At 68.5% G+C, this 22503-nt stretch carries 20 protein-coding genes; 11 read left to right on the top strand and 9 right to left on the bottom strand.

The features are described from left to right. Positions 1-34 precede the first annotated feature (34 nt). From AC0662_RS06045 to AC0662_RS06060, 4 genes are read left to right on the top strand one after another with little or no spacing between them, the layout of a single operon-like run. Positions 35-805, top strand: a complete 771-nt coding sequence (locus tag AC0662_RS06045; RefSeq protein WP_452202840.1) for a TetR/AcrR family transcriptional regulator — start codon at positions 35-37, stop codon at positions 803-805. A 42-nt stretch (positions 806-847) separates the two neighbouring features. Beyond that, positions 848-1507 (top strand): TetR/AcrR family transcriptional regulator, encoded by a 660-nt coding sequence (locus tag AC0662_RS06050; protein ID WP_452202838.1) that lies wholly within the window; start codon positions 848-850, stop codon positions 1505-1507. Further along, positions 1507-3240, top strand: a complete 1734-nt coding sequence (locus AC0662_RS06055) for an ABC transporter ATP-binding protein (RefSeq protein WP_478298855.1) — start codon at positions 1507-1509, stop codon at positions 3238-3240. The genes AC0662_RS06050 and AC0662_RS06055 overlap by 1 nt, the downstream gene beginning before the upstream one ends. Beyond that, positions 3237-5330, top strand: coding sequence for an ABC transporter ATP-binding protein (locus tag AC0662_RS06060; protein WP_452202834.1), 2094 nt, complete (start codon positions 3237-3239; stop codon positions 5328-5330). Before AC0662_RS06055 ends, AC0662_RS06060 begins: the two co-directional genes overlap by 4 nt. A gap of 52 nt (positions 5331-5382) precedes the next feature. Here AC0662_RS06060 and AC0662_RS06065 read toward each other — a convergent pair whose 3' ends face one another. Continuing rightward, entirely contained in the window at positions 5383-6021 is a 639-nt protein-coding gene (locus AC0662_RS06065) for a hypothetical protein (protein ID WP_478298858.1), read from the bottom strand. A gap of 163 nt (positions 6022-6184) precedes the next feature. Here AC0662_RS06065 and AC0662_RS06070 point away from each other — a divergent pair, with 163 nt between their 5' ends. Genes AC0662_RS06070 through AC0662_RS06085 form a run of 4 tightly spaced genes read left to right on the top strand, consistent with a single transcriptional unit; the run spans position 6185 to position 11172 of the window. Further along, positions 6185-8236 carry a sensor histidine kinase gene (locus AC0662_RS06070; protein WP_478298860.1) on the top strand — a complete coding sequence of 684 codons (2052 nt, stop codon included), beginning with the start codon at positions 6185-6187 and terminating at the stop codon, positions 8234-8236. Then, the gene (locus tag AC0662_RS06075; protein ID WP_478298862.1) at positions 8229-8891 is read left to right on the top strand and encodes a response regulator transcription factor; all 663 of its coding nucleotides are present in this window, start codon (positions 8229-8231) and stop codon (positions 8889-8891) included. Before AC0662_RS06070 ends, AC0662_RS06075 begins: the two co-directional genes overlap by 8 nt. A gap of 39 nt (positions 8892-8930) precedes the next feature. Further along, the gene (locus AC0662_RS06080) at positions 8931-10250 is read left to right on the top strand and encodes a hypothetical protein (RefSeq protein ID WP_452202826.1); all 1320 of its coding nucleotides are present in this window, start codon (positions 8931-8933) and stop codon (positions 10248-10250) included. Continuing rightward, a complete protein-coding gene (locus AC0662_RS06085) occupies positions 10219-11172 on the top strand; it encodes a nucleoside hydrolase (protein WP_452202824.1) in 954 nt (317 codons plus the stop codon). The genes AC0662_RS06080 and AC0662_RS06085 overlap by 32 nt, the downstream gene beginning before the upstream one ends. 62 nt (positions 11173-11234) lie before the next feature. Here AC0662_RS06085 and AC0662_RS06090 read toward each other — a convergent pair whose 3' ends face one another. Both AC0662_RS06090 and AC0662_RS06095 read right to left on the bottom strand, forming a co-directional pair. After that, positions 11235-12428 (bottom strand): M20 metallopeptidase family protein, encoded by a 1194-nt coding sequence (locus AC0662_RS06090; RefSeq protein WP_478298864.1) that lies wholly within the window; start codon positions 12426-12428, stop codon positions 11235-11237. Next, positions 12425-13345, bottom strand: a complete 921-nt coding sequence (locus tag AC0662_RS06095) for a 5'-3' exonuclease (RefSeq protein WP_478300197.1) — start codon at positions 13343-13345, stop codon at positions 12425-12427. Before AC0662_RS06095 ends, AC0662_RS06090 begins: the two co-directional genes overlap by 4 nt. Positions 13346-13416: 71 nt before the next feature. Here AC0662_RS06095 and AC0662_RS06100 point away from each other — a divergent pair, with 71 nt between their 5' ends. Together AC0662_RS06100 and AC0662_RS06105 are read left to right on the top strand one after the other, a co-directional pair. Then, positions 13417-13857 (top strand): Lrp/AsnC family transcriptional regulator, encoded by a 441-nt coding sequence (locus AC0662_RS06100; RefSeq protein WP_452202820.1) that lies wholly within the window; start codon positions 13417-13419, stop codon positions 13855-13857. Beyond that, a complete protein-coding gene (locus tag AC0662_RS06105; protein WP_452202818.1) occupies positions 13854-14519 on the top strand; it encodes an HAD family hydrolase in 666 nt (221 codons plus the stop codon). The genes AC0662_RS06100 and AC0662_RS06105 overlap by 4 nt, the downstream gene beginning before the upstream one ends. 54 nt (positions 14520-14573) lie before the next feature. On the opposite strand, the gene AC0662_RS06110 is transcribed toward AC0662_RS06105, so the two are convergent. The 6 genes from AC0662_RS06110 to AC0662_RS06135 all read right to left on the bottom strand — a co-directional run bounded on the left by AC0662_RS06110 (position 14574) and on the right by AC0662_RS06135 (position 21317). Then, positions 14574-16364 carry a DUF8094 domain-containing protein gene (locus tag AC0662_RS06110; RefSeq protein ID WP_478298867.1) on the bottom strand — a complete coding sequence of 597 codons (1791 nt, stop codon included), beginning with the start codon at positions 16362-16364 and terminating at the stop codon, positions 14574-14576. Between the two features lie 81 nt (positions 16365-16445). Next, entirely contained in the window at positions 16446-17429 is a 984-nt protein-coding gene (locus AC0662_RS06115; protein WP_478298869.1) for a DUF8094 domain-containing protein, read from the bottom strand. Positions 17430-17490: 61 nt separating this feature from the next. Beyond that, positions 17491-19176, bottom strand: a complete 1686-nt coding sequence (locus AC0662_RS06120) for a SulP family inorganic anion transporter (protein ID WP_478298871.1) — start codon at positions 19174-19176, stop codon at positions 17491-17493. Then, positions 19173-19520, bottom strand: coding sequence for an ArsR/SmtB family transcription factor (locus tag AC0662_RS06125; RefSeq protein ID WP_452202810.1), 348 nt, complete (start codon positions 19518-19520; stop codon positions 19173-19175). Before AC0662_RS06125 ends, AC0662_RS06120 begins: the two co-directional genes overlap by 4 nt. Then, positions 19517-19714, bottom strand: a complete 198-nt coding sequence (locus tag AC0662_RS06130; RefSeq protein WP_452202808.1) for a hypothetical protein — start codon at positions 19712-19714, stop codon at positions 19517-19519. Before AC0662_RS06130 ends, AC0662_RS06125 begins: the two co-directional genes overlap by 4 nt. Before the next feature lie 136 nt (positions 19715-19850). Further along, complete coding sequence (locus AC0662_RS06135) at positions 19851-21317, bottom strand: KamA family radical SAM protein (protein WP_452202806.1); 1467 nt, start codon at positions 21315-21317, stop codon at positions 19851-19853. 142 nt (positions 21318-21459) lie between these two features. Between AC0662_RS06135 and kdd the strand changes: the two genes are divergently transcribed. Next, positions 21460-22503, top strand: a complete 1044-nt coding sequence (gene kdd, locus AC0662_RS06140) for an L-erythro-3,5-diaminohexanoate dehydrogenase (protein WP_452202804.1) — start codon at positions 21460-21462, stop codon at positions 22501-22503.

Genomic DNA, 22503 nt, shown 5'->3' on the forward strand with positions numbered 1-22503 from the left:
TACGAAGAATAGCCGATCGACCAGGATCACGCACATGAATCAGGAGCACAGCGGCAGCGGTGACCCGGCCAAGAGCCTCGAGCTGCTCTGGCGCCGCCGCCCGCGGCCGACCCGCGGCCCGAGGCCGGCGTTGACCGTCGACCAGATCGTCGCGGCCGCGCTGCGGGTCGCGGACGCCGAGGGACTGGCCGCGATGTCGATGCGCCGGGTCGCCGACGAGCTCGGTGTCGGCGCGATGACCCTGTACCGCTACGTCCCGGGCAAGGGCGAGCTCCTCGACGTCATGCTCGACACCGTGTACGGCGAGTTGCCGCGCCGCGCCGTACCGGGGGACTGGCGGGCGGCGCTCGAAGAGGTCGCTCGCGAGAACCGGGAGCTGTATCTACGGCACCCGTGGCTGCTCCAGGTCGCGATCAGCCGGCCGCCGCTCGGGCCGAACGTGATGGCGAAGTACGAGTGGGAGCTGTCCGCGGTCGAGGGGATCGGGCTCACCGACGTCGAGATGGACGCGACCGTCGCGCTCGTCAACGGCTTCGTGCACGGCGCGGTGCGAACGGCGGTCGAAGCGCGGCAGGTGATCCAGCGGTCCGGGATGACGGATAAGGAGTGGTGGCTGGCGCACGTCCCGCACCTGGACCAGATCTCCGACCTGGCGAAGTTCCCGCTCGCGGCCCGGGTCGGGACCACGGTCGGGAATGAGTTCGACGCGCCGTACGATGTCGATCACGCGTTCGAGTACGGTCTGCAGCGGGTGCTGGACGGCGTTTTCGCGCTGGTGGCGAACCGGTCTACGCCGGACCGGTAAACGAAGTTGTGAGTGAGTACTCACTCAGTTACCTTGGATCTCGTGAGTCCACGAGCAACCCCACTGCCCCCCGAGGAGCGGCGCGCCGCGATCGTCGAGGCCGCGCTGCCGTTGCTGGAGGAGTTCGGCCCGGAGGTCAGCACCAAGCAGATCGCCGAGGCGGCCGGCATCGCCGAGGGCACCATCTTCCGCGCGTTCGGGAGTAAGGACGCCCTCATCGAGGCCGCGCTGCGGACCGCGTTCGACTCCGCTCCGCTGACCGAGATGCTCCGGCGGATCCATCCGGAGCTGGAACTGCGGGACCGGATGGTCGCCGCGGTCGACGCCCAGCAGAGCCGGCTACGCGGCGTCTTCAAACTGTTGTTCGCGCTCCGGATGGCACGCCCGCCGTCCTGGAAGCCCTCGCCCGAGGACGAGGCCCGGCGGAAGGCCGACATCGAGGCGGCGGAGAAGTTGTTCGCCGACCTGATCCGCCCGGACGCGGCCCAGTTGCGGTTCACGCCCGAAGAAGTGGTCCGGCGGATCGCGATGATCACGTTCTCCGCGACCCACCCAATGATTTCCGGCGGTCAGGTGCTGACCGCGGAGGAGATCGTCGACTTCGCCCTCGACGGTGTCCGCACGCACGAGCACCCGGCGACCGGAGGGCCTGTCGAGTACGCACTCGACGGAGCCCATCGTCACGACTCTGGGGATGATTGATGTTAGTTCGCGTCTTGCGTACGCACCTGCGTCCGTACGCGGGAAACCTGTCCCTGGTGGTCGTCCTGCAGCTGATCGGGACGATCGCCTCCCTCTACCTACCCAGCCTGAACGCCGACATCATCGACAACGGTGTGGCCAAGGGCGACACCGGCTACATCATGGCCACCGGCGGCTGGATGCTGGCGGTCAGTCTGCTGCAGATCGCCTGCACGGTGACGGCGGTGTACTTCGGTGCGAAGACGGCCGCGCTGTTCGGGCGGGACGTCCGGGCCGCGGTGTTCCACCGGGTCGGGGAGTTCTCCGCCCGTGAGGTGAACCAGTTCGGTGCGCCGACGCTGATCTCGCGCAGCACCAACGACGTACAGCAGATCCAGATGCTGGTCGTGATGACCACGACGATGCTGGTCGCCGCGCCGATCACGATGGTCGGCGGCGTGATCATGGCGGTCCGCGAGGACGTCGGACTGTCCTGGCTGGTCGCGGTCGCCGTACCGCTGCTGGCCGGCTGTGTCGGCTTCATCGCCAGCCGGATGGTGCCCCAGTTCCGGAAGATGCAGAAGAACATCGACGGGGTGAACCGGGTGCTGCGCGAGCAGATCGCCGGCATCCGGGTGGTCCGCGCGTTCGTCCGCGAGCCGCACGAGGTCGAGCGCTTCGGCGAGGCCAACGGGAACCTGACCGACACCGCGATCCGGGCCGGGCGGCTGATGGCGCTGGTGTTCCCGACCGTGATGCTGATCCTGAACGTGTCCAGCGTGGCGGTGCTGTGGTTCGGCGCCTCCCGGATCGAGAGCGGGACGATGGAGGTCGGCGCGCTGACCGCGTTCCTGAGCTACCTGATCCAGATCCTGTTCTCGGTGATGATGGGCGTCTTCGTGATGATCATGGTGCCGCGGGCGTCGGTCTGCGCGGACCGGATCTCCGAGGTGCTCGACACCGACTCGTCGGTGCGGCCGCCGGTCACGCCGATCACCACCTTCACCGGACGCGGCCAGCTCGCCTTCGAGCACGCCTCGTTCAAGTACCCGGGCGCCGCCGAGCCGGTCCTGCGGGACATCAGCTTCGTCGCCTCGCCGGGCCAGACGACCGCGATCATCGGCAGCACCGGTGCGGGTAAGACCACACTGCTGTCGCTGGTACCCCGGTTGTTCGACGCGACCGAAGGACGGGTGCTCGTGGACGGGATCGATGTCCGCGAGATCGAGCCCGAGTCCTTGTGGGAGCGGATCGGGCTGGTCCCACAGCGCCCGTACCTGTTCTCCGGGACGGTCGCGAGCAACCTGCGGTACGGCAACCCGGACGCGACCGACGAGGAGCTCTGGTCGGCGTTGAAGATCGCCCAGGGCAAGGACTTCGTCGAGGCGATGCCGGAAGGACTGAACGCGCCGATCGCGCAAGGCGGCACGAACGTCTCCGGTGGGCAGCGGCAGCGGCTCGCGATCGCGCGGGCGCTGGTCCGGAAGCCGGAGATCTACCTGTTCGACGACTCGTTCTCGGCGCTCGACCTGGCGACCGACGCGCGATTGCGGGCGGCGCTGCGACCGGTCACCCGGGACGCCTGCATGGTGGTGGTCGCGCAACGCGTGTCGACGATCATCGATGCGGACCAGATCATCGTCATCGAGGACGGCGCGATCGTCGGTCAGGGCACGCATCAGGAGTTGCTGGACAACTGCCCGACGTACCTCGAGATCGTCGAGTCCCAGCGGTCCGCGGAGGAGGCGGCATGAGCGACGAACAGAAGCCGTCCCCCAACGGACAAGGTCCGGCGAACGGACAAGGTCCGGCTCCTGCGGATGGGCAGGCGGCGAAGACCGTCAAGGCGACGGAGCGGCCGACGACCGGTCGTGGGTTCGGTCCGCCCGGAGGTATTCCGGGGGACAAGTCGCTGAACTTCCTGCCATCGGCCAAGCGGCTGCTCGGCCGGCTGCGGCCGCACCGGGCGCAGGTCACCGTCGTGGTCCTGCTCGCGATCGGCAGCGTCGGGCTGTCGGTGCTCGGTCCGAAGATCCTCGGTCGCGCGACCGACATCATCTTCGCCGGCGCGATCGGCAAGCACCTGCCGGGTGGGCTGACCAAGGCGCAGGTCATCGAGCAGACCCGCGCGTCCGGAAACGGCCGGCTCGCGGACCTGCTGCAGGGGATCGACCTGATCCCCGGCGTCGGCATCGATTTCGATGCCCTGCGCAACGTCCTGCTCGGCGTCCTGCTGCTGTACGCCGGTGCGTTCTTCCTCTCGTGGGCGCAGGGGTACATCCTGAACGGCGTCGTACAGCGGACCATCATGACGCTGCGGTCCGACGTCGAGGACAAGCTGAACCGGCTGCCGCTGAGCTACTTCGACGGTGCGCCGCGCGGTGAGCTGCTCAGCCGGGTGACGAACGACATCGACAACATCTCGACCAGCCTGCAGCAGACGCTGAGCCAGCTGCTCACCTCGCTGCTGACGGTGATCGGCGTGATCACGATGATGTTCGTGATCTCGCCCCTGCTGGCGCTGATCGCGCTGGTCACGATCCCGATCTCGATGGTGCTGACGGCAGCGATCGCGAAACGGTCGCAGGTCCGGTTCGTCGCCCAGTGGCGGCACACCGGAGCGCTGAACGGCCAGATCGAAGAGGCGTTCACCGGTCACGAGCTGGTGAAGGTCTTCGGCCGGCAGAAGGAGATCGAGGCGAACTTCGCCGAGAAGAACGAGGAGCTCTACAAGGCCGCGTTCGGGGCGCAGTTCATCTCCGGTCTGATCATGCCGTTGATGATGTTCATCGGGAACGTGAACTACGTGGTGATCGCGGTCATCGGCGGGTTGAAGGTCGCGTCCGGCACGATGTCGCTGGGCGACGTCCAAGCCTTCATCCAGTACTCGCGGCAGTTCACCCAGCCGCTGACGCAGGTCGCGTCGATGGCGAACCTGCTGCAGTCGGGTGTCGCCTCGGCCGAGCGGGTGTTCGAAGTACTGGACGCCAAGGAGCAGGTGCCGGACGACGCGACGCCGGAGAAGGTGACGAACGCGCGCGGCCGGGTCGAGTTCGAGCACGTGTCGTTCTCGTACGACCCGGAGAAGCCGCTGATCAGCGACCTGTCCTTGATCGCGGAGCCTGGTCAGACGGTCGCGATCGTCGGTCCGACCGGTGCCGGGAAGACCACGCTGGTCAACCTGATCATGCGGTTCTACGAACTGAACGGCGGCCGGATCACGCTCGACGGTGTCGACATCACCGAGCTGACCCGGCACGATCTCCGGTCGCGGATCGGGATGGTGCTGCAGGACACCTGGTTGTTCGGCGGCACCATCCGGGACAACCTCCTCTACGGCAACTTGGACGCCACCGAGGAGGACATGCTGGCCGCGGCGAAGGCGACGTACGTCGATCGCTTCGTGCACAGCCTGCCGGACGGCTACGACACGGTCATCGACGAGGAAGGCAGCAACGTCAGCGCCGGTGAGAAGCAGCTGCTCACCATCGCCCGCGCGTTCCTCGCCGACCCGCAGTTGCTGATCCTGGACGAGGCGACGAGCTCGGTCGACACCCGCACGGAGGTCCTGGTGCAGCGAGCCATGGCCGCCCTGCGCTCCGACCGTACGAGCTTCGTGATCGCCCACCGTCTGTCCACCATCCGCGACGCCGACCTGATCCTGGTCATGGAGGACGGCGCCATCGTCGAACAGGGCAACCACAACGAGCTCCTGACCGTCGACGGTGCCTACGCCCGCCTCTACAACGCCCAGTTCAGCGGCGCCGTAGTAGACATCGACGAAGAAGCGGCTGCCATCGCAGCTCCGGCAGCAGCACCAGCCGGCCGGCCGATGGCCCGCTGATCGACAAAGCGAAAGGGCGCCACCCGTGACGGGTGGCGCCCTTTCGGCGTCTTCAGTTCTTCACGAGCTCTGAGTTCTTCACGAGCTCCGGCCGTACGGCGAGCAGTACGCCGAGGGCGGCGTACCCGATCAGCAGGTGGAAACCGCCGACCCAGCGGGCCACGCCGTCGCCGAACAGGAACAGCGACGGGACCGTAACGATCGCCCAGCTCTCGGCGGCCAGCGGCCACCAGCGCAGCAGGCCCCGCCAGCGGCCGGCCAGTGCGATCTTGACGGCGATCACCATCATTCCCAGCATCGAGAGCGGCCAGCAGATATCCATCGGGACCAGCCACGCGGCGTCCTGCAGGTTCGACGGCAGTACGCCGTGCAGGAGCGACCAGACGCTCGCGATCCCGAGAATCACTGCCTCGACCTTCAGCAGGACGGTCGACGGGCCCGTCGCGCGGGTCCTGTACTGGACCGCCAGCAGGCAGAACACACCCAGCTGGAAGGCGAGACCGGTGAGGTCGCCGATCCGGCCCGGTACGCCGTCGGCGACGGTGGTGAAGGCGAAGATGCTCGCGGCCCAGGCGAGCGTTCCAGCCGTCAGCCCGAGGCCGAGCTTGCGGATCGTGGAATCGGCCAGGCCGGTCGCCGGCTGCACGGCCGGCACGACATCGGTGCGGGCCCTGGCTGGTGTGGTGGTCATTGCGGGTTCCTCCCCCTGAGGTTCGTTGTGCCTTGAACTCTCCCGGAGAGGGTGACCCGGGCGGCAGGGTCCGGCGTCCCTTCTGGTGTCTCTGATGGTGTCCCGTGCAAGTCGGGACAGCGGACCCGCGACGGCGGGACACACTCTGGGTCACAATGCAGCGATGGGGGAGGGGAGACGCGGGGGCTGGGGGCCGGCGGCGCTGGGTGCGGTCGCGCTCCTGCTGAGTGCTGCCACCGTTGCGCTGGACATTGTGAACGGCGCCGGAGCACCTGCGGCAGCCGAGCTGGAGGCTGGCTGGGCGGCGGCCCTGTCCGGGCTCGCGCAGGTCGTGCCGGGACTGCTGCTCCTGCGTCGGCTACCGCGCCATCCGATCGCCTGGATCCTGACCGGGTCGGGTCTGTTGTGGATCGTGGACGGGTTCGCGTCGAGCTGGGCGACGTACGCGATCTACACCGATCCCGGTCTGCCGGGCGCGTCGGCGGCGTACTGGCTCTACGCACGCTTCGGCGCGTTCCTGCTGCTCGGGCTGCCGGTGCTCATCCTGTTCTTCCCGGACGGGCGGCTGCCGACGGCCAAGTTCTGGCGGCGGTTGTCGATCGCGAGCCTGGCTCTGACCACCTTGTTGCCGGTGTTGCTGCTCATCGCGCCGATGCGGGTGATGGAGCGGTACCACGGCGCCGCGCTGCCGCCGGAGATCGAGCGGTTGGCGCTGGACCCGATCAGCATCAACCTGCCGTACGGCGTGTGGGCCGCGGTACTGCCCGTCGCGTATGCCGGGGTGATCGTGAGTCTCGTCGTACCGTTCGCGGTGACCGTCCACCGGTACCGCGGGGCGCCGGCCGAGCGGCGGGCACAGATCCGGTGGCTGATGTGGGCGGCGCTGGTCGACATGCTGGTGCTGATCGTGCCGATGGAGAACCCACCCGCCGTACCCGCGGTCCTGTTCGGACTCGCGATCGCCCTCACGTCGGCCGCGATCGTCGGCGCGGTCACCAAGCACCGGCTGTACGACGTCGACCGCCTGCTCTCGGCCACCTTCCTGTACGGCGTCCTCGCGGTGCTCGTGGTCGGGATCGACCTCGCGGTGTTCGCGATCGCCGGCGGCGTCCTCGGTGAGCGGGATGCGGCCCTGGTCGCGATCGCCGTGGTCGCGGTGCTGTATGCGCCGGTGCGGAGTCGGTTGTGGCGGTGGGCCCGTCGACTCGTGCGCGGATCGCGGGACGATCCGTACGCGACGATGTCGGCGCTCGCGGAGCGGTTGGAGTCGGCGGCGGATCCGGACGACCAGCTGCGCACGGTGGCCAGGTCGCTGGCCGAGGCGTTCCGGCTCCCGTACGTGCGGGTCGAGATCGAACGGTCCGACGGCGGTACGGCGATCGTCGAACACGGACGCGTCGCGGGTCCGCTGCACGCGTTGCCGGTCGGGTACCGGGGTGAGTCGATCGGCCGATTGGTGTTCTGTCCGGGCGACGGGACGCGCCTGTCGGTGCGGGACCAGCGGCTGCTCGGCGACCTGGTCCGGCATGCTGCGGCGGCCGCGCGGGCGAGTGAGCTGAGCGGGGAGTTGCGGCGCAGCCGGAGTCGGTTGGTGGCCGCCCGCGAGGAGGAGCGGCGAAGGATCCGGCGCGATCTGCACGACAGCCTCGGGCCGAGTCTCGGGGCGGTCGCGCTGCGGATCGAAACCGCGCGCAACCTCTCGAGGTCCGCGCCGGACGACGCCGACCGGATGCTCGAGCAGGCGACCAGCGAGGTCGGTGCGGTGCTGTCCGACGTACGCCGGCTGGTGCACGATCTGCGGCCGCCGGCGCTGGACGAGCTGGGGCTGGTACGGGCGATCGAGCAGCAGGCGGAGCGCTTCCGGCTCAGCGGGCTGGTCGTGTCCGTCGAGGCCGATCCGATCGGGTCGCTACCGGCCGGCGTCGAGGTGGCGGCGTACCGGATTGCGTCCGAGGCGTTGACGAACGTGGCGCGGCACGCTGGGGCGTCGCGGTGCTCGATCGTGCTGCGGGTGGCGGGGGATCTGGAGCTGACGGTGACGGATGACGGGACGGGGATCGGGGAGGACGTGCGGGCGGGCGTGGGGATGTTGTCGTTACGGGAACGGGCCGCGGAGCTCGGGGGAGTGTGCAGTGTGAGTTGCCCGGTCAATGGTGGCACCGAGGTACGGGTCCGGTTGCCGTTGGACGCCGTACCGGAGGTTGCTCATGGGTGAGGCGGTGCGGGTTCTGCTGGCGGACGACCACCCGGTGTACCGCGACGGGCTGGCGATGCTGCTCGGCTCGCTGGACGGGATCGAGGTCGTCGGTACGGCGGCCGACGGGGTGCAGGCGGTGGAACGGGCTCGCGAACTGCAGCCGGACGTGGTGGTGATGGACGTGCAGATGCCGCGGCTTGACGGGATCGAGGCGACCCGGTCCATCACCGCGGACAGTCCGCACATCGGGATCGTCGTACTCACGATGGCCGAGGAGGACCAGACACTGTTCGCCGCGATGCGCGCCGGTGCCCGCGGCTATCTGCTGAAGGGCGCCAACCAGGGCGAGATCCTGCGCGCGATCACCGCCGTCGCCCAGGGCGAGGCGATCTTCGGGCCGGCGATCGCGATGCGTGTGGCCGAGTTCTTCGCCGCGACACCGGCCGCGCCGTCCGGCGGCCCGTTCCCGCAACTGACCGCCCGCGAACACGAGATCCTCGCCCTGGTCGCGGCCGGCCGCTCGAACGCCCAGATCGCGACCGAGCTCTACCTGTCCCCGAAAACGGTCCGCAACAACGTCTCCAACATCTTCGCCAAACTCCACGTCGCCGACCGAGCCCAAGCCATCATCCAAGCCCGCAAAGCCGGCCTCGGCCACAACCCCTGTGGATAACTTCCGCGCGCCTTAGGCCAAATGTGGCGTACTTGGGCAATGGACGCGGACGAGGTACGGCGACGTGGCAACGAACGGGCGCAGCTGATCGCGGCGAAGCTCGGCCTCACGGACCCGGCCGACCTGACCACCCTGCGGGACGCCTATCTTGTCGCCTACGAATTCCCGGCACCGTTGATGGTCCGGGTGGCCGACGACATGCTGGCCGATCTGCGGGAGGATGTCGGATCCCGTCGTACCGACAGGATCCTCGGTCTGGGCCGTGACGGGCACCACCTGGCGCTGGCGATGAGAACACTCGATCGCGACTTCATCCGGCAGAACTGCTCGAACCTGGTGGTGTCGCGGGCTCTGGTCGAGAACGCTCTGCAGGATCTCGAGAACCACCACGGGATGCAGTTCCCGCAGGTCGACGAGTTCCGGCGGGTGGCATCGAGGGTGGATCCGGCGGACACCGTCGGTGGCTTCCGGGTCCTGACCGAGTATCTGCACTCGCGGCAAGTGCCGGTCGGTCGGTCGGGGAGCCGGGTGAGTCTGTTCGACACGAGCTACAAGGGAACGGCGCAGGAGCTTCTGTCGGCGGTGTATCCGGAGACGACCTTCACCGGCCGGTACGCGTTCCACGGCGGGTCGCCGTACGATCCGCATCCCGGGAGCAAGAAGGGGTACGAGGTGCACCTGACGGCTCCGGAGACGCGGGGTGGCCTGCCGCACTACGAGCTGCCTGCGGATGCTTCCAGGACGTTCTCGCATCAGCTTGCGATCAACAGCGTCGAGGAGCTCCTCGACGGGCCGATGTCGAGTCCGGTCCGCATCGGCTCGGCCGGCCCTGAACAGACCGGTCAGCGCCATCATCCGGCGCTTCTGGAAGGGCTGAGCCGCGGCCGGATCTCCTCGCGGCTCGAGCATCTTCCGGTGCGTGAAGGCGTCAAGGTGGTGAACCTCCATGCGGTCGTCGACCTCGCGGCGGATGTCGCCGGTGTGCGCGATGCCGGAGGCAACTACCGTGCCTGGCTGGACGACGGTGCGCAGAGGTACCGGACCGAGATCCGAGCCTGGATCAGCGGCGGATCCACCGATCCACGACTGGCGGAGGTCCTCGACTCGTTCGTGCATCGCGCGGACAAGAATCAGGTCGCACTGCTGCAACGGGCGCTCGACCGGGCGCACGTACCCGAGGCGCAGCGGCAGACGATCTGGACGGCGTACGAGCAGTGTGGCGGGGACGGGGACAAGAAGGTCTTCGTAGAGAATGTTCTGAACTCGACTCGGGCAAGCGGAGGTAGTGATGGGCGGCGGGACGGGAAGCGACCCGGAAGAGGAATGGATGGCCCTCACCGAGACGACCGCGGGCTTTGAGGGGTTGGAGGACATGGCGGACGAGATGCTGAAGGGCGGGCCGCCGCCGCGGGTTGGGATGCCGGCTATTGCGAAGGCGCCGATGATTATTGATACCGATCTGGGTGGGGATCCGGATGACACGGTGGCGTTGATCGTGGCGGCTCGGAAGGTGCCGGAGTTGCGGTTGGTGGTGACGAGCGACGAGTACGGCGGGGAGCGGGCGCGGCTCGTGCGGTACCTGCTGGATCTGGTCGGCCGGCCGGATGTACGCGTCGTCGCCGGGTCCGATTTGGGCAACAGTCGCATGTGGGTGATGGACGGCGTCTGCCCGCCCGAGGTGCCCCGGCAGGACCCCGACGTCGTCGGCGTGATCGACGAGGTTTGCGCGGGCATCGAGGGACAAATCCGCTGGGTCGGCATGGGTCCGCTGTCGAATCTGGCCCGCCTACAGCGCGAGGAACCGTTGCTGGTGCCGCGGTTCGTGGTCACGCAGATGGGCGGCGCGATCAACTACCGCGACCCGTCGCGCGCCGAGCACAACTTCCGGGTGGACCCCGAGGCAGCGATCCGGATGCTGCCGGAGCTCGGCCTGTGGAACCCGACGTTCGTGGTGTCGGACGTGACCTTCAACCCAGCGATGGAGATCACGGCAGAGTCCGCGCTCTACCAACGCTGGGGCCAGCCGGACGCCCGCCCCTGGGAGCGGGTACTGCGGGAACAGTTCGACCGGTGGATGGCGAAGTACCCGGGGTCCATGCAGCACGACGCGCTGACGTTGGCGGCGGCGTTGCTCTGGCCGGGCGTGCGGTTCGTGCGGGAGCACGTCGCGCTCGACGACATCGCCCGGATGAGCCTGAACGAAGGCGGCTCCGAGATCTCGATGTCGATCTCTGCCGACTACGCCGCCTTCATGCGCTGGCTGACCGAGGCCCTGAGCTGAGGGCCGCTAGCAGGTTGTGCGACGGCTGGCCGGTTACAACCAGCCAGCCGTCGCACAGGCCGTCAGCGAGCGAGACGCCGTACCGCGAGTTCGGCCAGTAGGGCCGCGCCGTCGGGGAGGATCGAGTCGTCGAAGTTGGCCAGCGGTGAGTGGTTGTCGGCGGCCGCGTCCGGGTCGTCGATCGCGCAGGCGCTCAGGTTGACGTAGACGCCGGGGACCTCTTGCAGGATGTAGGAGAAGTCCTCGGCGCCGCAGCGCGGGTTGGCGCGCTGCCGGAAGTGGTCGGCGCCGAACAGGTCGACGATCGTCTCCCGCGCGAAGTCGTACTCCGCCTCGTCGTTCACCGTCACCGGATACCCGATCTGGTACTCCGCCTCGACCGCCAGCCCGTGGGCCGCCGCCATCGACTCGACCAGCTGGATCGACGACTGCTGCACCTTCGCGCGTGTCTTCTCGGAGAACGTCCGCACCGTCGCGTCGAAGAGCGCGTCGTCGGGGATGATGTTCTCCTTCGTGCCGCCGGCGATCCGCCCCACGGTCAGCACGACCGGGTCGAACACGTCGAACTGCCGGGTGATCATCGTCTGCAGCGCGGTCACCATCTCGCACAGCACCGGGATCGGATCCTTGCCACGGAACGGCGTCGACCCGTGCGTCCCCTCCCCGATCACCCGGACGTGCAGCTGATCGGCCGCCGCCATGAACGATCCCGGCTTACTGCTCCACATCCCGAGCGGCTGCGACGACGCCCCGACATGCAGTCCGTACGCCGCGTCCGCCCGCCGGCCCGCGGCGTCGAGCACTCCTTCGCGGATCATGATCGGCGCCCCGCCGCTGGTCTCCTCGCCCGGCTGGAACATGAAGACCACGTCACCGGCGAGCTCGTCCCGCATCGCGCAGAGGACCTTCGCCGCACCGACCAGCCCCGCGACGTGCAGGTCGTGACCGCACGCGTGCATCATCCCCGGATGCCGGGACGCGAACGGAACGTCGGTCCGCTCGGTCACCGGCAGCGCGTCCATGTCCCCACGCAGCAGTACGACGGGACCCGGCCGGCGACCGCCCCGCAGTACCGCGGTCACCGACGACAGCTCCTTGCCGAGCGTGATCTCCAGCGGCAGCCCGTCGAGCGCGTCGAGAATCAGGTGCTGCGTCTTCGGCAGGTCCAGGTCGTACTCCGGCACCTGGTGCAGGGCCCGCCGCAGAGCGACCACCTCGTCGCGGAACTGCTCCGCGAGCTCGCGGGTGCGGCTCATGCCTTCGGCCCCAGGTTCAGCGCGGACATCACCCGCTGCGCGCTGCCGCCCAGCTCGAGCAGCTCGACGAGATCCAGCCACTTCTCCGGGTCCTTGATCTGGTGCGGGATCGTCGCGTCGTACGTCCCGACCGGGGCGTCCTTCGCCACCGCGACCACCTTCGGCGCGACGTCGAGGTAGTCGGCCGCGGCGACGATCTTCTTCTTCACCCCGGGCGCCATCGGCGTGCTCGGGTCCGCCGCCGCGGCGCGGATCGCGTCCAGGTCGCCGTACGCCGTGACCAGCGAGGCGGCCGTCTTCTCGCCGACACCCTTCACCCCCGGTAGGCCGTCGGACGCGTCACCACGGAGCGTGGCGAAGTCGGCGTACCGCTGGGCGGGGATCTCGTACTTCGCGAGCAGCGCCTTCTCGTCGTAGACATCGGCCCGCCCGACCCCGCGCGCCGCGGTGTAGACGACCCGGATGCCGCGGCTGTCGTCGATCAGCTGGAACAGGTCACGGTCGCCGGTGACGACGTCGACCGGCATCGTCGCCTGGTGCGAGAGCGTGCCGATCACGTCGTCGGCCTCGTGGTCCGGCGCGCCGACGACGGCGATCCCGAGGGCGTCCAGGCAGGCGCGGATGTACGGCACCTGGACCTCGAGCCGGTCCGGGACGTCCTCGACCTGCTCGCCCTTCGGCGACACGAACTCGACCCGCTGCGCCTTGTACGACGGAATCAGCGCGACCCGCCAGGACGGGCGCCAGTTGTCGTCCCAGCAGGCGACCATGTGGGTCGGCCGGTGGTTCTCGGTCAGCCGGGCGATGAAGTCGAGCAGCCCGCGGATCGCGTTGGTCGGCGTACCGTCGGCGGCCTTCATCGTGTCCGGCACCCCGAAGAACGCGCGGAAGTAGAGGGACGCCGTGTCGAGCAGCATCAGCCGCTGTCCTGTCTCAGCCATAGGGCGATGCTTTCATGCCCGGCCGTCTCGGCAGTAGGGTCTTCAGGATGGAGGACCTGGACCGAAAGATCGTCGGGCTGCTCGCGACCGACGGCAGGATGAGCTTCACCGACCTGGGCAAGGCCACCGGCCTGTCCACGTCGGCCGTGCACCAGCGGGTGAAGCGCCTCGAGCAGCGCGGCATCATCCAGGGGTACGCGGCGAAAGTCGACCACACCGCGCTCGAGCTGCCGCTGACGGCGATGATCTCGATCCGGCCGATCGACCCGTCGCAACCGGACGACTCGCCGGAGCGGCTCCGCGAGGTCCGGGAGATCGAGTCCTGCTACTCGGTGGCCGGTGACTCGAGCTACGTCCTGGTGGTCCGGGTCGCGTCCCCGGCCGCCCTGGAGAACCTGCTGGCCGTGATCCGGGCCCGGGCGAACGTGTCGACGACGACCACGATCGTCCTGAGTACGCCGTACGAGCGCCGTCCCCCGGCCCTGTGAAGGTGCTGCTGAGCGACCTCTTCAGCACCCTGATCCCGGGCGGGGACTCCGAGCGGGACGTGGTGAACTCGCGGATGGGCGAGCTGCTCGGGGTCGATCCGATCGACTTCCAGCGGGCCTTCGACGCGGCGTCGTACGAGCGTTTCATCGGGGCGTACGGCGACCTGCCGACGACGCTGCGGGTGATCGCGGAGCGCTGCGGGGGAGCACCGAGCGACGAACAGGTGCAAGAGGCAACGAGTCTGCGCCGGACGCTCTCGCAGCGTCTACTCGCTGCGGCACCGGCGACGACTCTCGGCACGTTGGCCGCATTCCGGTCTGCCGGGTGGCGGATCGGTCTGGTCAGCAACATCACCGCCGAGACGCAGCTGCAGTGGTTCCACAGCCCGCTCGCGCCGTACTTCGACACGACGGCCTTCTCCGCCGAGGTGGGCGCGGCGAAACCCGAGCCCGCCATCTACCTCACCGCGTGCGCCGCGCTCGGCGCGCACCCCACCGACTGCGTCTACGTCGGCGACGGCCGCGACAACGAACTGTCTGCCGCGGCCGCCCTGGGCATGCACACGATCCGCACCCTCGAACACTCCAACAGCGCCCCGGCCTGGGCCGGCCCCTCCATCAGGTCCTACGCCGAACTGGCCGACCTCTTGGCCCCGGAATGATGAGGCTGGGGAGGATCTTCGGCCCGTTCAGGGTAGGAAATCCTCCCCAGGGTGTCAGTAGCCGCCGGCGTCGACGACCTGGGATTCGTGCGAGGCGATCTGGATCTTGCCCTTGCCCTTCGGCGGGATCAGCAGGACCAGGTCGTGCAGGGTCGTCGAGGTGAGGGCGCTCTCGTACTTCGCCGTCGCCGGGCTGAACGCCGTCATCGGCAGGGCGGCCCACGAGAAGTTGTAGTTCTTCGCGACCATCAGGGTGTGTTCGTGGGTCAGCGTGACGAAGACGATCCCGGTGCCGGACTTGGTCACGAACGCCGGTGCCGCCTGGGGAGCGGTGAACACGTCGGCGACGCTGCGCACCGAGTTCGGTGTGCTCGCTTGGCCCGCCCGCACCTTCGCGAGTTCGTTGATCAGGCTGGTGATCTCGGAGCTCGGCACGAAAGCCGCGGCCTTGGGCGACTTGGTCCCGATGGTCAGGTACGTCGCCAGCGCGGTCGCGGCCGTCTGCGGCGCGGTCGCGAGCTTGGTGTCGTCCGCCTTGGTCGCCGGCCGGAGACCGTCGACGGACGGCAGTTTGACGGCCGTCGGTACGCCGGCGGCGAACATGAGCTTCCACGGGCTGCCGGCGGACGTGCGTTCCCAGAGGCCGACGTGGCGATAGGTCTTGTCGTCCGAGATCCCTGACGAGCTGACGAAGCGCATCGGGTAGCCGCCGTACTGCGGGGCGCCGACGACCGGGGCGGTGTAGGTGAACGCGGGACTGGTCTTGGCGCCCGCTGCTTGGTCGACCTTGTAGCCGGCCTGGCTCTCACGGACGAGGTTGCCGCCCTCGATGGTGGCGATCAGATTGCTGTTGCGGGTGCGGTTCGCGGTGTTGTTGACCGCGTTGTAGTGCGCGATCACCTGCACCGCCGTGTCGTGCCCGATCGCCGGGCGGGTCAACGCGGTCACCGTGTCGACCGCCGGCACTGCCGAACACCCCGTCACCAACCCGAGGGTCAGCCCGACGGCCAGCACTCGCTTGACCGCACCAGACGACCGCTGCGGCCTCCCACCCTGCACAGGCGGCTGCTGAACCGGCGGCTGCTGGTTGGGCGGGTACTGGTTCGGCGGGTACTGCGGCGGCACGCCAGGCTGCTGCGGCGCGGGGGCATGAGACTGCGGATACTGGCCCCCGCCACCCTGGTGCGGGAACTGCTGGTCGGGCGCGCCGGTGCTCTTGTTCGGAGCCTTGGGCGAGCGCCGCCGGAGGAGGACGAGAAGGATGCCCAGGGCAAGCAGAACGATCCCGCCGACGAAGATCAGCAGCGCATTGCGGAACGCGTGCGGGATCTCGATCCCGAGGTTCACCTGGACGTCGGGTGCGGTCTTCCCGTCGGCGTTCATCACGACCACGTCGTACGGGCCGTCCTCGATCGGCCAGGCGATGGACTGCGTACCGGCGCCGTTCGCCTTCGCGACCCACCAGTCGAGCGAGTTCGGTGCGGCCAGCGGGCCCGCCGTACCCTTCTCGTCCTGGGTGCTCAACGCAATCGGGTACTGCACCTGCACGAGCTTCGTGTGCCCGATGCCCTTCAGGTAACTGCTGACGTCGAAGTCCCGCGCCACGCCGACGAAGACCGGCTGGTCCTTCGTCGAGTGAACGTCGACGTGCAGCACCGGACCATGCCGGTTGAGCAAGTCCGGCGTACTCGCGATCGCCAGCCCCTTGCTGCCCAGGTGCTGATCACCGGAATGAACCGTGTCATCGGGACCGATCAACCAGAACGCCGCCGCACCACCAACCACCGCGACGACCAGACCGATCAGAGCCAGCAGAACACCAACGATCGAGCGGACAACCCGCACAAGAACTCCCGAGATCGCGGCATGCCCCAGACACACCGCATGACAGACGACGCGTGATGGTAGCGCTCACCCGGCCCAACCTCAGTACCCACCGGCATCGATCAGTTGACTGCCGAAGGAGACGACGCGGACCTTCCCCGAACCCTTCGGTGGGACGACGAGTACGACGTCGTGCAGGCTGACGTTGGAAAGCACGTTCTCGTAATACGTGGTGGCCGCACTGAATGCGTTCACGTCAGGCGTCGACCAGGACACTTTGTATCCCTCGCCGATCCCCATCTCGTATTCGTCGGTCAGCGTGACGAAGACCAGCAACTCGCCGGAACTGGTCGCGAACGAGGCCGGCGGATCCGTGACCTTGAAAGTGTTGGTGACCTTCCGGTACTGCTTCGGGTACTTGACGACCATCGACTTGCCCTCAGCGACCTCGGCGAGCAGCTCGCTGATGTCCTTCGACGGCGCGAACGTGGCGGCGTACGGCGACTTCGCCCCGACCGTCAGATAGTCGGCGAGTTGGTTGGCGAGGGTGCCCGGTGCGGCGACCCACCGAGAGGCGTCGGTCGACGTCACCTCTCGCAGCTCCTTGAGCTCCGGGAGCTTGGTGGCCTTCGGCACCCAACCCGAGAACGTGTGCAGCCAGGGCCTCCCGGCGCTCGCGCGCTCCCACACGCCGACCAGCAGGTACTCCTTGGAATTCGATGTGTCCATCTTGGTGACGAAACGCATCGGATACCCACCGTACGACGGAGCGCCGACGACCGAGTTGGTGAAGGAGATCGGCTTGGCCAGATTCTTGCCGGCCTTGTCCGTGGCTCGATCGATCGTGAACAAGGCGTGACTCTGCCGCACCAGGTTGCCGCCTTCGACCGTCGCGATGAGTTTGTCGTCGCGGCGATGGTTGGCGGTGTTGTTGACCTCGGTGTAGTGCTTGATCACCGCCTGCGCCGCGTCGTTGCTGATCGCGGGACGGCTTTGCGTGGTGACGGTGTCGACCGGGGGGATCGCGGAGCAGCCGGCCAGGGCTACGAAAGCGGTGGCTGCAACGGCTGCGTGGAATCCCCGCACACAAGCTCCCCGGGTAGGTGGCGAGGTGTGATCGTAGCGGTTGCTGCGTGCATCTAATGGGTTACTCGGGGGTGATTGCAGGAAGTTGCAGAAGGCCGTTGTGGTGGAGGTGGGTCTGGGCGGCGTGGATGGCGTCGGGGGTGTTGGTGAAGACGCGGCCTTCGGCGCGGAGGGTGTTGATGACGTCGAGGGCGTCCAGGGGGCGGTGGTGACCGGGCTGGATGCCGGAGACCAGGACGGTGATGCCGCGGTGCTGGAGTTTCTCGATTGCGTCTTTGAGGACCAGGGCGCCGCTGGCGTCGATCGCGCTGACGGCCGACATCCGCAGGATCACGACCGAGGCGTGGGCGACCTCGGACAGTTCCAGCAGGAACCGATGGGCGGCGAACAGGAGTGGTCCGTCGATGCGGTAGGCAACGATGTGTTCGTCGAGGAGGGCTCGTTCTTCGGGGCTGTGGTCGCCGGGCAGGTCCGGGTGCAGCGGCATCTGCCGTAGGCGTGCGCTGCGGGCGACGGCGCGGAGAGCGAGGGCGCCGGCCACGACGAGACCGAGGATGACGGCCTTGACCAGGTCAAGGGCCAACGTGGCGATCGCGGTCAGGACGAGCACGATTGCGTCCGATCGGGTGGCGCGGGTCATCGCGCGGACCGATCCGACCTCGACCATGCGCACGGCCGTGGCAAGCAGGACGCCGGCGAGCGCGGCCAGCGGGATCTTGCTGACCAGTGGCGCGGCGGTGTAAATGATCGCGGCCAGGACGGCGGCGTGCACCAGCGCGGCGAGACGTGAACCTGCTCCCGAGCGGACGTTGACGGCGGTCCGGGCGATCGCGCCGGTTGCGGGGACGCCGCCGAACAGTGGCGTGATCAAGTTGGCCAGGCCCTGTCCGAACAGTTCTCGGTCCGGGTCGTGTTTGTGGTTGACGCCCATCCCGTCGGCGACGGCGGCTGACAGCAAGGATTCCAGCGCGGCCAGAGCGGCGACGGCCACCGCCGCGCCCGTGAGCGACCAGAGCGCGGCGGGGTCGAGGAACGACAGCGTCGGTGCGGCCAGGCCGGTGGGCAGCTCACCGATTCGCGTCACGTCCAGACCGGCGGCTTCGGCGAGCACTGTGGCGGCGACCACCGCAAGGATCGAGAACGGTACGGCGGGCCGCAGTCGGGCCCCGACGAGAATGAGGACCGCTGCGCCGGCGGCAAGAGCCGTGGTGACCCAGTGCGGGTGCCGGGCAGCCTCGGCAAGGGCGCGGGCAGCGACAACGGCGACCTGGTCGCCGTCCGGGGTCGGGACACCAAGCGCAGCTGGGACTTGCTGCAGGCCGATGACGCAGGCGATTCCGAGGGTGAAGCCCTCGACCACCGAAGCCGGAACGAACGCCATGTAACGGCCGGCCTTGGCGATCGCCAGGCCGATGAGGATCAGGCCGGCCAGCAACCCGACCGTCAACACACCGCTGGCTCCGTGCGCGTGCATGATCGGCACGAGCACGACCGTCATCGCTCCGGTCGGTCCCGAAACCTGCAGACCTGACCCGCCGAACACGGCGGCTATCGCCCCGGCCACGACCGCGGTCGTGAGACCGGCCGCGGCACCGAGCCCGGACGAGATCCCGAACCCGAGTGCGAGCGGCAGGGCGACGATCGCCACCGTCAGGCCGGCGACCAGGTCGCGGCGGGGCTGGTGGAGCATGGCGGCGAGGTCGTCGCGGGCCGGCAGCAGATCACGGGCCCGGGCGCCAAGGCTCATCGCGTGACGGCCTCGGCCTCGCGCAGCTCGGCCAGCAGTTCGCTCTGGCCGGCCAGCAACTCGGTCAGTATCCGGCGCGCGGTCCGTAGCAGCTCCGCGACGTCGCCGCCCGCGAGCTCGTACACCACACTCGACGCCTCGCGGTGCGACACCACGATGCCGTAGCGACGCAGTACGGCCAGCTGCTGGGACAGGCTGGACGCCTCGATGCCGATGTCGGCGAGCAGATCACGCACCGGCCGCGGACCGTCCTGCAGTAACTCGAGGACACGGATCCGGACCGGATGCCCCAGAATCCGGAAGAACTCCGCCTTCGCCTGGTAAAGCGGGACCGGAGCGCTCACCGGCTCTCGTCCGCGGTTTCGCGGTCACCGGTCAGGTCGACGCCGTTCTCCATCGCCAGCCGCAGGAGGCTGTCGAGTTCACCCTCGCGGACATCGACGGCGTACAGATCTCCTGCTGCTCTTGCCTCGGCCTGTGCCTGCCTGGCCTCACGCACCCGGCGGCGCAGGTCGAGCGCGAACTCGTTGCCACTCACGGGGTCCTCCCTTCGCCGACATGACAGTTTCAGCATGTAGCGAATTGAAGAACTTTGCAAGTCGTCAACAGCCGGATACGACGAAGCCTTCGGTGCCACCCCCTGCAGTTGTGGCACCGAAGGCAGTTCGGGGGAATCAGTTGATGTCGAGGAGCTTCTGGGCCTCGGCTGCCTCGCGGGAGGCGGCGGCGCGGGCCTCGGCCTCGGCGAGCGTGGTGCCGGTGTGCTGGCCCCACCACTTCTGACCCTCGGCCGGCAGCGTGTCGATCGGGTCGTAGTACTCGTAGGTCCGGTTCAGCGCCTCCGGGTCCTGCTGCTCGATCCCGGTGCGGTAGTTCTTCTTCCAGTACGAGATGCCGCGAACCTCGTCGTACTCCGAGAGCTGGTGCACCCAGCGCTTGCCGACGTACGGGACGTCGCAAACGATCCGCGGGGTGGCGAAGCCGGGAAGGTACCCGAGGATCCCGTGCTGCAGGTGCTGCGCGTCGCGCACCGACACCCGCCAGTGCTCAGAGAACGGGATCATGTCGCACATGTAGAAGTAGTACGGCGTGATGTTCGCGCCGTCGAGCAACGCGAAACACAGGTCGAGCAGCTGGTGGACGGAGTCGTTCACGCCGCGCATCAGCACGCCCTGGTTGCGCACGTCCCGCAGGCCGGCCTCGAGCATCGCCTTGGATGCCTCGGCGACCAGCGGCGTCACGGACTGGGCCGCGTTCACGTGCGTGTGCATCGCGAGCATCACGCCGCGGGTGCGCGCGACCGACGCGACCCGCTCGACGCCGCTGCGGACGTCGTCGGACAGCCAGTGCTGCGGCATCCCCATCAACGCCTTGGTGGCGAGCCGGATGTCGCGGATGTTCTCGATCTCCAGCAGGCTCATCAGGAAGGCCTCGAGCCGCGGCCACGGCATGTTCGCCACGTCGCCGCCGGAGACGACGACGTCCCGGACCCCCGGGTTGCGGCGCAGGTAGTCGAGCATGTCGTCGAGCCGGGTCTGCGGCTTCGCGACGAACTTCAGCTTGTCGATCACCGGCGTCGAGTTGCCGACCAGGTCCATCCGGGTGCAGTGCCCGCAGTACTGCGGGCAGGTCGGCAGGATCTCCGCGAGCACCTTGGTCGGGTAACGGTGGGTCAACCCCTCCGTGGCCCACATCTCGTGCTCGTGCAGCGAGTCCCGCGTCGCGTGCGGGTGCGACGGCCAGTCGGTACGGCGGTCCGTGAACACCGGCAGCATGTACCGGCGGACCGGGTCGGCGTAGAACGCCTCGGTGTAGTCGGCCGCCCCCGAAGGAACGATCGTGTTCAGCATCTGCGGCGGCAGCAGCATCGACATCGTCGCGCGCTCGGCCTGGTCGCGGGTCAGGTCCTCGTAGAACCGCTCCTCGAGCAGGTCGCCCATCACGTCGCGCAACTGCTTCACGTTCTTCACGCAGTGCGACCGCTGCCACTGCACCGAGCGCCACTCCTCGGCCGTCACGTCCTTCCAGCCGGGCAGCCGGGTCCAGTCCGGTTCGGCCAGTTCGGCGCGCCGGTACAGGTACGGCTGGCCGTCACCGGGTTCGGAGGAACGAGCCAGCTCCGGGGTGATCAGGTCGGTCACGGGTCCTCCGCGGGGGATCAAAGGATGCGGTCTCATGTGAGGATAGCGATAGAACTTCCCCTACATCCAACAGTACGCCGTAAGAATTCTCGTCACGGCCCTGTTTGAGTAGTATTTTGCCTGACCGCACAGAGGAGGACCCGTGTCATCGAGCCCGGTAGGACTGCACCGTGTACTCGCGCCGTCCGGCGTACTGCCGCAGGCGGCGGAGAGACTCGACGCACGTCCCGAGATCTGGCCCGACGAGGTCCGCATCGCGGTCGAGCGGCTGAACCTGGACGCCGCGTCGTACCGTCAGTTGGCGGACACGCACGGTGGCGACGGTACGGCGATCCGTCGCGCGGTCCTGGAGATCATCGAGACCCGCGGCAAGATGCAGAACCCGGTGACGGGCTCGGGCGGCATGCTCGTCGGAGTCGTCGACGAGGCGGGTCCGGAGTCACCGCTCGGGGTCCGCAAGGGCGACCGGGTGGCGACGTTGGTGTCGCTGACTCTGACCCCGTTGCAGATCACGGACGCGCTGAAGGACTGGGACGGCCGGAGCGAGCAGGTCCCGGCGCAGGGGCACGCGATCCTGTTCGCCCGGTCGATCGTCGCCAAGCTCCCGGACGACCTGAAGCCCGAACTGTCACTGGCTGTGATGGACGTGTGTGGGGCGCCGGCGCTGACCGCGCGCGTGGTGCGTTCGTATGTCGACAAAGGCATAAAGCCTGTCGTGTCAGTAATTGGTGGCGCAGGTAAGTCGGGCTCGCTGTCGCTGGCTGCCGCACGGGCCGCCGGCGCCGCGCGGACGATCGGTGTCGTGCCGTTCCAGGCCGAGCACGACCTGCTGACCGGAGCCGGGCTCGCGGACGCGGTCGCGCTGGCCGACGCCCGCGACCCGGTGGCGCTGGCGCAGGCGGTCGAGCAGGCCGGGGGACCCGCCGACATCACCGTTGTCTGCGTCGACGTACCGGGGTGTGAGCACGGTGCGGTGCTGTCGACCGCGGCCGGTGGCACTGTGATCTTCTTCTCGATGGCGACATCGTTCTCCGCGGCGGCGCTCGGCGCGGAAGGTCTCGCGGCCGACGTCACGATGCTGGTCGGCAACGGGTACGTGCCCGGCCATGCGGAGTACGCGCTGGAGTTGTTGCGGGCCGAGCCGGGTGTCCGTGGTCTGTTCGAGAACAGGCTGGCGGAGGATTAG

Source organism: Kribbella sp. NPDC043289 (assembly GCF_056436705.1).